This is a genomic window from Actinomycetes bacterium (assembly GCA_024222295.1).
In the GTDB taxonomy this organism is placed as follows: domain Bacteria; phylum Actinomycetota; class Acidimicrobiia; order Acidimicrobiales; family Microtrichaceae; genus JAAEPF01.
On record JAAEPF010000017.1, the window covers coordinates 334,202 to 347,159 of the forward strand.

9 protein-coding genes are annotated in these 12,958 nt (G+C 67.4%); 6 read left to right on the top strand and 3 right to left on the bottom strand.

The features are described 5' to 3' along the window. Positions 1-137: 137 nt before the first annotated feature. Complete coding sequence (locus GY812_04345) at positions 138-2,378, bottom strand: molybdopterin-dependent oxidoreductase (GenBank protein ID MCP4434716.1); 2,241 nt, start codon at positions 2,376-2,378, stop codon at positions 138-140. Between the two features lie 80 nt (positions 2,379-2,458). After that, complete coding sequence (locus GY812_04350; GenBank protein ID MCP4434717.1) at positions 2,459-2,998, bottom strand: CAP domain-containing protein; 540 nt, start codon at positions 2,996-2,998, stop codon at positions 2,459-2,461. A gap of 104 nt (positions 2,999-3,102) precedes the next feature. Between GY812_04350 and GY812_04355 the strand changes: the two genes are divergently transcribed. From GY812_04355 to GY812_04370, 4 genes are all read left to right on the top strand, one after another. Then, on the top strand, positions 3,103-4,632 hold the full coding sequence (locus tag GY812_04355; protein ID MCP4434718.1) for an NAD(P)/FAD-dependent oxidoreductase: 1,530 nt from the start codon (positions 3,103-3,105) through the stop codon (positions 4,630-4,632). Between the two features lie 11 nt (positions 4,633-4,643). Continuing rightward, positions 4,644-6,257 (top strand): succinate-semialdehyde dehydrogenase (NADP(+)), encoded by a 1,614-nt coding sequence (locus GY812_04360; protein MCP4434719.1) that lies wholly within the window; start codon positions 4,644-4,646, stop codon positions 6,255-6,257. Beyond that, positions 6,254-6,928 (top strand): hypothetical protein, encoded by a 675-nt coding sequence (locus GY812_04365; protein ID MCP4434720.1) that lies wholly within the window; start codon positions 6,254-6,256, stop codon positions 6,926-6,928. Before GY812_04360 ends, GY812_04365 begins: the two co-directional genes overlap by 4 nt. 66 nt (positions 6,929-6,994) lie before the next feature. Further along, a complete protein-coding gene (locus GY812_04370) occupies positions 6,995-10,129 on the top strand; it encodes a methylmalonyl-CoA mutase (GenBank protein ID MCP4434721.1) in 3,135 nt (1,044 codons plus the stop codon). Positions 10,130-10,135: 6 nt separating this feature from the next. On the opposite strand, the gene GY812_04375 is transcribed toward GY812_04370, so the two are convergent. After that, the gene (locus GY812_04375) at positions 10,136-10,525 is read right to left on the bottom strand and encodes a DUF1622 domain-containing protein (GenBank protein ID MCP4434722.1); all 390 of its coding nucleotides are present in this window, start codon (positions 10,523-10,525) and stop codon (positions 10,136-10,138) included. A 68-nt stretch (positions 10,526-10,593) separates the two neighbouring features. On the opposite strand from GY812_04375, the gene GY812_04380 reads away from it, so the two are divergent. Then, a complete protein-coding gene (locus GY812_04380) occupies positions 10,594-11,682 on the top strand; it encodes a hypothetical protein (protein ID MCP4434723.1) in 1,089 nt (362 codons plus the stop codon). Between the two features lie 42 nt (positions 11,683-11,724). Continuing rightward, complete coding sequence (locus GY812_04385; protein MCP4434724.1) at positions 11,725-12,957, top strand: beta-lactamase family protein; 1,233 nt, start codon at positions 11,725-11,727, stop codon at positions 12,955-12,957. The last annotated feature ends 1 nt before the right edge of the window (position 12,958 follow it).

Sequence of the window (12,958 nt, forward strand, 5' to 3'; positions counted from 1 at the left end):
TGTGCGGCCGTGCCGAACGGCAGCCGGGGATCGCGGTTGGGCCAACACGGACGGGGAGTCGAAGCCATGGCAGGCACTGACTTCCATTGGGGAGCGCCGTTCGCCCCGGTTCACCACTGGCTGGTCGACAACGTGGGCTAGCCGTTCAGCGGCTCCAGCCGTGCCGGCACATGCTTGTGGTGGGGGGTTCCGGCGAACCAGTCGCGGCTGTCGGCATCGGTTAGTTCGTTGGGCGCCACCCCGACCGCCACTGCGTCACCGTCGCCGCCCGGGTGGTCGAGCCCGAAGCCGTTGGGCAACGAGATGAACCCGGGCTGCATGCCGTCGTGCAACTCCACGAGCGCTTCGGCTTCACCCGTGGCGGTGATCACCCTCGCCCGCCCGCCGTCGGAGAGTCCGTACACGGCGGCGTCCTCCGGGTGCACGTGCAGTGCGCCCTCGCGGTCCTTCTTGCGCCAATCGGGGTCGCGGAAGATCGTGTTGGCCGAACTGGATCGCCGTTCGCCGGCCGCCAGGATCAGCGGCCAGTCAGCCTCGCGATCCAGTGACTCCCCTTCGAGGTCGGCCATCTCGTCCAGCAGCTCGGGCACATCGAGGTGCACCTTGCCGTCGGCGTGCTTGATCCGCGCCCACGTCTCGTCGTAGTCGTCGACGCTGAACACCACGCCACTGCGGCCGGCCAGGACGGCGTCGAACAGCTCATCGCCGTTGTCGAACCCGGCACGCCTGATCGACTCGGGGTACATGCCGGCAACTCGCTGCGCCAGCCCCCACATGGCCGCCGGGGCGCGCCCCCCGGGCAGGGTGGTCCCGAGTGTTTCGTGCAACAACACGGCGAGCAGGCCGCTCAACTCGGGCCGTTGACCCACCGCCGTGAACAACGCAGTGGTGAACTCCTCGCGCCCCCGCTCGGCTGCTTCGCGCAGCGGCACCACCTCGGCATCGGAGATCGCCCCGAGTTCGCGGCACAGGCGCGTGTGGATCTCCGGCTCGGGCAGCGTGTCGCCTTCGGGTTCCAGCAACGGCGCGCGCAGCTGGACGGTGTTCTCGGGGAACTCGAGGTTGAAGAACGTGGTCTCCCACTTCTCGAACTGGGAGGAGGCGGGCAACACGTAGTCGGCGAGCCTCGCGGTCTCGCTCATGGTCACGTCGATCACGACCGAGAACTCCAGGGCCTCGAAGGCCTCCCGCCAGCGCGCCGACTCGGCCAGGCTGTGGGCGGGGTTGCTCGACTCCACGAGCATCGCCCGGAACCGGTCGGGGTGCTCCGTCGCGATCTCGTCGGGAATCACGTTGCACGGCACCAGGCCCGTCACGAGCCGGTGGCCCGTCACGGGAGTGGTGCGGTCGTCGTGGTTGCCGAACAGCGGCCCGAAGATCGTGTGCAGGTTCATGCCGCCGCGCTTCGCGAAGTTGCCGGTGAGCATGACCGCCAGCTTCTCCAGGTAGCTGTTCATCGTGGAGTGTGGCGCCATCTGGATGCCGAGGTCCTCGAAGACCGAGACCGAGTCGGCTTCACCCATCACCCGGGCGACCTGGCGCAGGTCGGCAGGGTCCACACCCGCGCGGCGCGCATAGTCGTCGATGTCGATCCGGGCGAAGGCCGCCTCAACTGCATCAATGCCCACGGTGCGCTCCGCGATGAACACGGGGTCGATCAGGTCACCCTCGAACAGGGCGGCCACGAGCGCCGCCAGCAGGAATCCGTCGCCACCGGGTCGGGGAGCGAGGTGGATGTCGGCCAGCTCGGCCGTCTCGCTGCGCTTCGGGTCGACAACGACGAGGGTCCGGTCCTGGTCCTTCGCGATCTCCTTGAGCAAGACCCGTGCGCGGGGGAAGCCGTGGGACTGCCAGGGGTTCTTGCCCCAGAAGACGGCCACCTGGGCGTGCTCGTAGTCGCCTGCTGTATGGCAGGTGGAGGCACCGAAGAGGCGGCTGTCGACCCAGAACTCGCCGGTCTTCTCCTGTGCCAGTGCGTTGGAGCTGTAGGTGATGCCCAGAGCGTCGCGTGTCGAGGAGGAGTAGCCGCCGCCCAGGTGGTTCCCCTGGCCACCACCGCCGTAGTAGAAGATCCTCGAGCCGCCGTGCTCGTCGCGGATCCTCGCGAAGCCCTCGGCCACCTCGCGGATGGCCGTGTCCCAGTCGATGCGCTCGTAGCTGCCATCCGGCTGGCGCCTCAGCGGATGGGTGAGCCGGTGGCGACCGTTCTGATAGTGGTCCAGCCTCAGCGCCTTCTCACACGTGTAGCCCTTCGACTCCACATTGGCCTTGTCGCCACGCACCCGCGCGAACCGCCTGCCGTCCAGGCGTACTTCCACGCCGCAGTTGGCAGAACACAGGATGCATGCCGTCTGGTGCCACTCGCCGTCGGTTGCCATGTCGGTTCTCCTCGGTCGAGCTGGAAGCTCAGCCTAGGAGCGGGGAACGGGTCGGCGCCGGGCGCGGCGGCCGGGTGGAACTAGCAGGTGCCGCTGTTGCCGAAGACCTGTGTCCAGTAAGGGGTTCCATCGCCGGCGTTGGCCAGCCCGAGCCCCACATGGTTGAAGCTCGCATTCAGGATGTTGGCCCGGTGCCCCGACGAGCCCATCCAGCCGGTCATCACCTCGGGTACGGAGCCGTGACCGGCTGCCACGTTCTCGGCCCAGCCCCACCAGTTGGTGTAGCCGGCAGCCTCTATTCGCTGGCCGGGATTCGATCCGTTGCTGCCCGTGTGCGACATGTTGTTGTGCAGCGCCTGATCGACCGAATGGGCCCCGGCTGCCTCGTCCAGGTTGGTGCAGTGTGCCAGCGGCTGAGCGCCGACCGCGGCGCGCTCTGCGTTCAGGCGACCCAGCATCTCAGCCATCCAGGCCTGTACCCCGGGCGGGGCGGGGAGTTGCCCGGCGGGGGGCATCTCCTGCTGTGGCTGGGTGCCCGGTGTGGTTGGAGGCGGTGGCGCGCAGGCCAGTCCGACAAAGGCGACCATCAACCCCACCACGAGTGCAGATCTACGCGGCATGCCCTCGGATCGGCCATGTGAGGCTCCGAACTTGAGCCGACCGTGGAGACGAATGTGACGCTCGTTTGTGTGCTGTGGAAGCGTTGGTGAGCGGAGGAACCCAAATGGAACATCTTGATGTGCTCGTGGTCGGAGCGGGACTGTCGGGGGTGGCAGCAGGGCACCACCTCACCGAGAAGTGCCCGTGGGCTTCGTGGGCGATCTTCGAGGCACGTGACTCGATGGGCGGCACCTGGGACCTGTTCCGCTATCCGGGGGTGCGGTCCGACTCGGACATGTACACCCTCGGCTTTTCGTTCCGGCCGTGGACCGACCCGATCTCGATCGCGGACGGCGATGCGATCCTCGACTACATCCGCGAGACGGCGCACGAAGGCGGGATCGACACCCGGATCCGTTACCGGCACCGCATCGTGTCGGCTGACTGGAGCAGTGAGGAGTCGGTCTGGCGGATCACGGCCGAACACGCGCCGCCCGAAGGAGGCGGTCCGCCCGAGCGGGTCGAGCTGACCAGCGGGTTCCTGTTCTCCTGCACCGGCTACTACCGCTACGACGAGGGCTACACACCGCAGTGGGACGGCGTGGACGATTTCGGAGGCGACCTGGTCCACCCCCAGCACTGGCCCGAGGACCTCGACTACGAGGGTCGCGACGTGGTCGTCATCGGCAGTGGCGCCACAGCGGTGACACTGGTGCCGGCGATGGCCGACTCGGCGGGCCACGTCACCATGCTCCAGCGATCACCGACCTGGATGGCCGCAGGCCCGCGTCACAGTCCGATCTCGAAGCTGCTCAACACCGGCCTCGCACGCAAACTGCTGCCGAAGCGTTGGGCAGGCTCGGTCACCCGCTGGTTCCACGCAGTGATGTCGCAGCTGTTCTACGGCTTCTGCCAACGGTTCCCCCGAGCCGCAGCCCGCATGCTGCTCAAGGGTGTCGAGCGCGAGCTTCCGGAGGGCTTCGACGTGCAGCAGCACTTCACGCCGCGGTATGACCCGTGGGACCAGCGCCTCTGCCTCGTGCCCGACGGCGATCTGTTCCGCGGGATCCGAGAGGGCACGGTGTCGGTGGTCACCGACACGATCGACACCTTCACCGCGAAGGGCATCAGGCTCGACTCGGGCGACGAACTCGATGCCGACATCGTCGTGGCGGCCACGGGCCTCGAGCTCCTGTTCCTCGGGGGAATCTCCGTGTCACTCGAAGGTGAACCGCTCGACGTCACCGAGCGCCTCACCTGGAAGGGCATGATGATCGAGGACGTGCCCAACCTGGCGTTCGCGATCGGCTACACGAACGCCTCGTGGACCCTCAAGTGCGACCTGACATGCGACAGCGTCGCCCGCCTGCTCAACGAGATGCGCGACCGGTCCATGGGGAGCGTCACGCCGAGTTGCGAGGACCCAACGGTCACTGCCGAGCCACTACTCGCCCTCGATGCCGGATACATGAAGCGGGCGGCTGACCGCTTGCCGCGCCAGGGCAGCCGGGCGCCCTGGCGGGTGCGCCAGAGCTACCTTTCGGACTTCCGCGCGATGAAGATGGGGCCGATACTGGACGAGGGCCTGCAACTCGCTCATCCAGGAGCCCGGTGGGGGCGCCGGGCGGGTGAGCCCGCAGATCGATCCGCCTGACAGGAGGCGACATGACAACGACCAGCGATCCGGTGAATCTCACCGAACAGGTCCAGGGGTCACCCGACGGCCTTCCCAGCACGCTCACACCGACCCTCGTGCACCACCTCGGCTCACTGGTTGCCTCGAGTGGCGAAGCGCCCACGGTCACGACCCACGCTCCCTTCAGCGGCGCACGGATCGCCGAACTACCCCAATGCACCGAGACCGACGTGGTGGCGGCGTCCGAGCGCGCGCGAGCAGCCCAGTCGGAATGGGCCGGTTGGCCGGTCAGTGAGCGCGCGGCGGTGTTCCTGCGCATGCACGACCTGGTGCTCGACTCCCGTGAGGAGTTGATGGACCTCATCCAGGCGGAGAACGGAAAGGCGCGCCGAGATGCGTTCCTCGAGGTCGGCGACATCGCCAACACGTGCCGCTACTACGCACGCAGCGCCGCGAAGATCCTCGCACCGAAGCGGCGCTCGGGGCTGATCCCCGGTCTCACCTCGGTGCAGGAACTCAAGCACCCGGTCGGCGTCGTCACGATCGTGTCGCCGTGGAACTATCCGCTCAGCCTCGGAGCCGGAGACACGATTCCGGCGTTGCTGGCGGGCAACGCCGTTGTGCAGAAGCCCGACAACCAGACGGCTCTGGTTGCCCTGTACGCGCTCGACCTGGCCCGACAGGCCGGGCTTCCGGAGGACCTCTGGCAGATCGTGCTCGGACGCGGAAGCAACATCGGCACGCCGCTGCTCGACATCGCCGACTACGTGATGTTCACCGGCAGCACCGAGTCGGGTCGCCGCATCGCTGCCGAGGCGGGCCAGCGGCTCATCGGTTGCTCGCTGGAACTGGGTGGCAAGAACGCCATGCTGGTGCTCGACGACGCGGACCTCGAGCGCACCGTTGAGGGAGCGGTTCGGGCCTGCTTCTCCTCCAGCGGCCAGCTCTGCATCTCCATCGAGCGCATGTACGTGGCCGACGCCATCTGGGACGACTTCGTTCCCCGATTCATCGACGCCGTCGAGGCGATGCGCATGGGCCCCGGCTACGACTTCTCGGTGCAGATGGGCACGCTGACATCCACCGAGCAGCTCGATGTGGTCGATGCCCATGTGCGCAACGCGATCGACGCAGGCGCCACCCTGCTGGCCGGCGGCAAGGCCCGGCCCGACCTCGGGCCCTACTTCTATGAGCCCACCGTGCTCACCGACGTGGAAGCACCCATGGCGTGCTTCGCCGAGGAGACCTTCGGACCGGTGGTGTCGCTCTACCGCTACCACGACCTCGACGAAGCGATCGAGCGTGCCAACGCCACCCGCTACGGGCTCAACGCGAGCGTCTGGAGCGGATCAGGTGCGCGGGGTCGTGCGGTGGCGGCCCGCATGCACGCCGGCACCGTCAACGTCAATGAGGCCTACGCAGCCGCGTGGGGCAGCATCGACGCCCCGATGGGCGGGATGGGTGATTCGGGCATGGGCCGTCGCCACGGCGAGCACGGCCTCGACAAGTACACCGAGGCCCAGACGGTCGCCGAGCAACGACTCTTCAACCTCGCCCCACCCCTGCCACAGCTTGGCGACGGCGGCTTCGCAGAAGTCATGACCAGAGCGCTGAGGCTAATGAAGAAGGTCGGCTGGCGATGAGAACCCGGCGTGCGGTCATTGCCCGGTTCCTCGCGGTGCTCGCGCCGACGGTGCTGTTGGCGTCCGCGCTGGCGCCGACCGCATCGGCCGGCCCGTATCCGTGCCGCCCGGGCGAGCCGGGCCAGGTCGAGCTGCGCGACAGCGAGCCCGAGGGAAGGCCCTACATCCCGGCGTTCCTCGGTCTGCCGCCGTCTCAGCTGAAGTACTTCGCAATGACGACCGCCAACGCGGATGGCAGCACAGGCCCCTGTGAGTGCGTGCGCCCCCGACCCTGGGGCGAGGGGTTGGCGCCCGAAGCGGTCGCCTCGTTGATAGCGGCGATGGACGCCAAGGAGGCCCAGGCCATCGCCAACCACGCACTGTTCGGCATACCGGCCGAGCAGGTGCCGGTGCAGAAGCGCACGATCTGGATCCGCGCTGCCTGGCGCAGCAACGACGAGCAGACCTGCATCTGGAACACACTCGGTCCCGGCTGGGCGGCGCGTCCGGGCCGATCGAAACACCAGAGCGGGATCTCGATCGACATAGAGGACTGGGGCCCACGCTTCATCGGTGAGGACGACCGACTTCTCTATGCTCACGGATGGTGTCGTACAGTGCCCGCAGAGCCTTGGCATTATGAGTACAAGCCACTGTTGGACGCTCAGGGTCAGGGTTCCCGCTGCAAGTAGGGGTTGTCCGGTTCTGGGTAGTCGGGGGCGGGTGCGGTGACGATGCACTGATCAGAGGGGCAAGCAATGAGTGACGACCTGCACGTGCCGGAGCATCCGGTCCGTGTCGTGACTGCGACGAGTCTGTATGACGGCCACGACGCGGCCATCAACATCATGCGCCGCATCCTGCAGTCCCAGGGCGCGGAGGTGATCCACCTCGGGCACAACCGCAGCGTCGAGGACGTGGTCAGGGCGGCCGTGCAGGAAGACGCCAACGCGGTTGCGGTTTCGTCCTACCAGGGCGGGCACACCGAGTACTTCACCTACCTCGTGAAACGCCTGGCCGAAGAAGGTTCCTCGGGCGTCAGGGTCTACGGCGGGGGCGGTGGGGTGATCGTGCCGCAGGAGATCGATCAACTCGCCGGCCACGACGTGCGGATCTTCTCACCCGAGGACGGAGCACGGATGGGCCTCGCCCCGATGGTCAACACGATCATCTCCGAGTCCGACGCCGCTCCGGCCACCGACATCGATCTTGACGCCTTGTTGGGCGGATCCGACCGCGCACTCGCTGCAGCGCTCACCGCGGTCGAGAACGGAGCGGAGCTGCCGGCCTCGCTGGTCGAAGCAGCTGCCGCTCGGCAGGTCCCGGTGCTCGGCATCACGGGCACCGGTGGCTCCGGCAAGTCGTCGCTCACCGACGAGCTCCTGTACCGCCTGCGCATCGACCAGCAGGACAAGGTGCGCGTCGCTGTACTGGCGGTCGACCCCAACCGGCGGCGCTCCGGAGGCGCCCTTCTGGGCGACCGGATCCGGATGAACGCGATCGACTCGCCACAGATGTTCTTCCGCTCGGTCGGCACTCGTTCCGCCGCCACGGAAGTGCCACCCTGCGTTCCCGACATGGTCACCGTGTTCAGGGCCGCTGGTGCCGACCTCGTGATCGTCGAGACTCCCGGCATCGGGCAGGGCGACGCCGCGATCGTCGAGCTCGCGGACGTGTCCATGTACGTGATGACTCCCGAGTTCGGGGCGGCGTCGCAGCTCGAGAAGATCGACATGCTCGACTTCGCGGATGTGGTGGCGATCAACAAGTTCGAGCGGCGCGGTGCCGAGGACGCACTGCGCGACGTCCGTCGCCAGCTCGCCCGCAATCGTGAGCAGTTCGGAGACGACGACCGGATGCCGGTGTTCGGCACGATCGCAGCCCGCTTCAACGACGACGGTGTGACGGCGCTCTACCAGCACCTGCGTTCGGAACTGGCGGTACACGGCCTCGTGGTCGACGACGGAATGCTCGAGGCTGTCGCAGGTCACACACCCAGCAATGTGTCGGTGCTCGTGCCGGGCGACAGGGTGCGCTACCTCGCCGAGGTCGCCGAGACGGTGCGGGGATACCACGCCGACACCGCCGAGCAGGTCGGGGCGGTACGCAAGGTGGCTCAGCTCGAGGGTGCGATCGCGGAACTGGAGCACGCGGACCTCGACACGAGCGACCTGGAGTCTCGTCTCGAGGTGCGCCGCGCCGAGGTGAACCCCTCGAGCACAGCCTTGCTCGAGAAGTTCGCAGCCGACCGCGACCGGCTGGCAGGCGACGATCGGCCTTCGCGCGAGTCGCTGGCAGGCACGCTGGTGCCGCGACTCGCCATGCCGCACTTCGACGATCCGGCCGAGCTTCTCGGCTGGTTGCGGCGCGAGAACCTGCCCGGACACTTCCCGTTCACCGGCGGTGTGTTCGAGATGCGCCGCGACGAAGAGGAGCCCACCCGTATGTTCGCGGGCGAGGGTGGCCCGGAGCGCACCAACACGCGCTTTCACCTGCTGGCCGATGACCAGCCTTCCAGCCGACTGTCCACGGCCTTCGACAGCGTCACCCTCTATGGGGCGGACCCGGCGTCGAGGCCCGACATCTACGGCAAGATCGGCACGTCCGGCGTATCGGTGGCGACGCTCGACGACATGAAGGCGCTGTACGCGGGCTTCGACCTGATCGACCCCACGACCTCTGTGTCTATGACGATCAACGGGCCGGCGCCGGCGATCCTCGCCATGTACCTCAACACTGCGATCGACCAGCATCCCGAGCTCGATCCGGCGGAGGTCCTCACCAAGGTGCGCGGCACGGTGCAGGCCGACATCCTCAAGGAGGACCAGGGTCAGAACACCTGCGTGCTCTCCACCGAGTTCGCGCTGCGGATGATGGCTGACATCCAGGAGTGGTTCGTGGACAGGAAGGTCCGCAACTTCTACTCGGTGTCGATCTCCGGCTATCACATCGCCGAAGCGGGCGCGAACCCGATCACCCAGATCGCGTTCACCCTCGCCAACGGCTTCACCTATGTGGAGGCGTACCTGTCCCGCGGCATGTCGATCGACGACTTCGCTCCCAACCTGTCGTTCTTCTTCTCCAACGGGATGGACCCCGAGTACACCGTGCTCGGCCGGGTGGCCAGGCGCATCTGGGCAGTCGCGATGCGTGAGCGTTTCGGCGCCGGCGAGCGCAGCCAGAAGCTCAAGTACCACGTCCAGACCTCGGGGCGGTCACTGCACGCCCAGGAGATGGCGTTCAACGACATACGCACCACGCTTCAGGCCCTGTGTGCGATCTACGACAACGCCAACAGCCTGCACACGAACGCCTACGACGAGGCGGTCACCACGCCTACCGACGAGTCGGTGCGTCGGGCAATGGCCATCCAGCTCATCATCAACCGCGAGTGGGGCCTGGGCGGCAACGACAATCCCAACCAGGGATCCTTCGTCGTGGAGGAGCTCACCGACCTGGTCGAGGAGGCCGTGTTGGCCGAACTGGAGCGCATCAGCGCCCGGGGCGGTGTGCTCGGCGCCATGGAGACCGGGTACCAGCGCGGCAAGATCCAAGACGAGTCGATGCTCTACGAGCACCGCAAGCACGACGGCTCATTGCCGATCATCGGGGTCAACACGTTCCGCCCACCTGACTGGGAAGACGCCGTGCGCGGCGAGATGGAGTTGCGTCGCTCCGACGAGCAGGAGAAACAGGAGCGCATCGAGCACATCGAGAGCTTCCGCGCAGCGCATGCGGCTGGCCGCGAACCAGCCCTGGCCGACCTGCGCGCGGCGGCCCTTTCAGGGGCTAACACGTTCTCCTCGCTGATGGAGTCGGTGCGTCACTGCACCCTCGGCGAGATCACCGAAACGCTGTTCGACGTCGGTGGCAGGTACAGGCGCAACCACTGACGCCAGTCAGTTGCCGTCGGAGATCCTGGGTTCGATCCCGGCGGCGGCCTCAGCCAACTCGAGCTCGCGTCGCCGCCACGGCAACACGCCGTCGATCTCGGCGTCGAGGGACAGACTGAGCAGGGTGCGTACCAGCACCAGGATGCCAAGGATCACGACGCTCTCGATCGACGTCTCGACCGCAACGGTCTTCACGATGTCGGCAGCGACGAGGATCTCGAGGCCGAGCAGGAGCGAGTGGCCGAAGTCGCGGCGGATCTCCTTGTACAGGCTGCGCCCGGTCTCGCGCCGCACGACCGACCGCACGAGTGCGGCCAGGCCACCGAGCACGAGCACGGCTACGCCGACGACCTCGAATCCCTTGGCGATGTTCTCCATCACCTCTTCGAAGCTCACGACCGCAACGCTACGGCGGTGGGGTGTCCGCGCCGCGCATATCCGGTCACAGGCCGTATCGTCGCACCATGGCATCGGTCGAAGACGGCGACTCACAGATCGTCAGTGACGAGAGTCAACCGGTTCGCGTGGCCCTGGTGCTCGGCAGCGGCGGCGCACGCGGCTACGCCCACATAGGCGTCGTGCAGGTTCTGGAGGAGTTGGGCGCCGAGATCGTGGCAGTAGCCGGGTCCTCCATGGGTGCCTGCGTCGGCGGTATGTACTGCGCCGGCAAGCTCGACGAGTTCACTGAGTGGGCGGTCGGCCTCGGCCAGTTCGAGGTGCTCCGGCTCATGGACGTTTCACTGTCGGCCAAGGGTGCGATCAGGGGCGAGAAGATCTTCAAGGTGGTCGGCGACCTGATCGGCGACGTCGAGATCCAGGACCTCCCCATTCCCTACACCGCGGTGGCGGTCGATCTGCTCGCTCACCGCGAGGTGTGGTTCCAGCGCGGGCCGCTCGAGGTCGCGATCCGGGCCTCCACGGCGATCCCCAGCTTCGTGCAGCCAGTCAGCCTCGATGGCCGGGTGCTGGTCGACGGCGGGCTGCTAGACCCGGTACCCGTCGCACCGTTGGCCGCGGCGCACGCCGACCTGATCGTGGCGGTCAGCCTCGACGGTCGTGGACCAGCGCCGGACCGACCCGTTGCCGTCGACGCGGGCGAGTCGAGTCCGGAGGAACTGAGCACCCGCATGCGTGGCTCGGCCGCCAAGTGGTTCGACAGCGACCTGCTGGCATCGGTGCGCAAGCGCCTGCCGGATGAGCTGGAGGACTCGGTGCGATCACGGCTCGACACCGACAAGCCGACGCGCCCCTCGAGGCAATCTAGGGCGTCGCGGCACGACTCGATGGGGTCGGTCGAGGTGATGCAGCTCTCGTTCGAGGCAATGCAGGCTGCTGTCGCCCGCACGCGGCTGGCTGCCTATCCGCCCGACGTGATGATCTCGGTACCCCGCAACGCTGCGCGCACCCTCGACATGCACAAGGCTCCCGAGATGATCGAGCTGGGTCGAGCACTGGCCGAGGAGGCCTTCGCGGGCACTCTCGAGCAGCTACCGTCACCGCCCGAAGCGATGGACACGACCGCGTCGGCCAAGGCCGACGGCACCGCCGACTGATCCAGGCCGACACTCCTGGGCCGACTGATTGAGGGAGAACCGATGACCACGATCACCGCCGAGGTGGACCCTGGCGAGGTCGGACTCGACAAGGGCCGCCTCGAGAGGCTCGACGCACACTTCCAGCGGTTCGTCGACGACGGACGGCTTCCAGGATGGCTGATGGCGGTGTCGCGGGGAGGGCGGGTCGCACACCTGTCGGCGTACGGGCACCGCGACCGCGAGGAAGGCCTGCCGATCGAGGCCGACACGATCTTCCGCATCTATTCGATGTCGAAGCCGATCACCTCCGTGGCGGCGATGATGCTGTACGAGGAGGGGCGCTTCGAGCTGAAGGACCAGGTGAAGTGGTACCTGCCAGAGTTCGGCGACACCCGGGCGTACCGCAGTGGTCCGAGCACCAAGGTGGTGACCGAGCCGGTCACCGAGCCGATGCGCATCTGGCACCTGCTCACCCACACCGCCGGGCTCACCTACGGCTTCCACTACATCCACCCGGTTGACGAGCTGTACCGCAAGGCCGGCTACGAGTTCGCTGCACCCAAGGGGGTCACGCTCGCCGAGGCCACGGAGAAGTTCGCATCGTTCCCGCTGCTGTTCCAGCCGGGCACCGCATGGAACTACTCGGTTGCCACCGACGTCCTCGGCCGCCTCGTCGAGGTGGTTTCGGGCATGCCGTTCGCCGACTTCGTGCAGACCCGCATCCTGGATCCGCTGGGCATGGACGAGACCGGCTTCTCCCTCGACGGGGAGGACCGCGATCGACTGGCCCAGTTGTACGTGCCGGCACCCGACAGGCAGTGCAGCCCGGCCGGGGCGTTCGGTCCGGTGCCACGCAACCCACCCGCATTCCCATCGGGAGGCGGAGGCCTCGTGAGTACCGCCGGCGACTACCACCGTTTCTGCCGGATGTTGCTGGGCCGGGGAGAGCTCGACGGCAACAGGCTGCTCGGCCCCCGGACCCTCGACTACATGGCGCGCAACCACCTGCCCGGCGGGGTCGACCTCGAGGCGTACGGTCAGTCGACGTTCGCGGAGACGAGCTTCGACGGAGTCGGGTTCGGCCTCGGCTTCTCGGTGGTCGAAGACCCGGCTGCGGTGAAGGTGGTCGGTAACGCCCGTGAGTACGGATGGGGTGGCGCTGCCAGCACTGCATTCTGGGTGGATCCCGAGGACGACATGATCGTGCTGTTCATGACCCAGCTGTTGCCCTCGAGCACGTATGCCATTCGCCCCCAGCTGCGTCAGCTGGTTCAGCAGGCTGTCATCACCTGAA

Excerpts from the sequence above, each read along its gene's own strand:
- GY812_04345 (MCP4434716.1), bottom strand. The coding sequence starts at position 2,378 with ATGGCAACCGACGGCGAGTGGCACCAGACGGCATGCATCCTGTGTTCT.
- GY812_04350 (MCP4434717.1), bottom strand. The coding sequence starts at position 2,998 with ATGCCGCGTAGATCTGCACTCGTGGTGGGGTTGATGGTCGCCTTTGTC.
- GY812_04355 (MCP4434718.1), top strand. The coding sequence starts at position 3,103 with ATGGAACATCTTGATGTGCTCGTGGTCGGAGCGGGACTGTCGGGGGTG.
- GY812_04360 (MCP4434719.1), top strand. The coding sequence starts at position 4,644 with ATGACAACGACCAGCGATCCGGTGAATCTCACCGAACAGGTCCAGGGG.
- GY812_04365 (MCP4434720.1), top strand. The coding sequence starts at position 6,254 with ATGAGAACCCGGCGTGCGGTCATTGCCCGGTTCCTCGCGGTGCTCGCG.
- GY812_04370 (MCP4434721.1), top strand. The coding sequence starts at position 6,995 with ATGAGTGACGACCTGCACGTGCCGGAGCATCCGGTCCGTGTCGTGACT.
- GY812_04380 (MCP4434723.1), top strand. The coding sequence starts at position 10,594 with ATGGCATCGGTCGAAGACGGCGACTCACAGATCGTCAGTGACGAGAGT.
- GY812_04385 (MCP4434724.1), top strand. The coding sequence starts at position 11,725 with ATGACCACGATCACCGCCGAGGTGGACCCTGGCGAGGTCGGACTCGAC.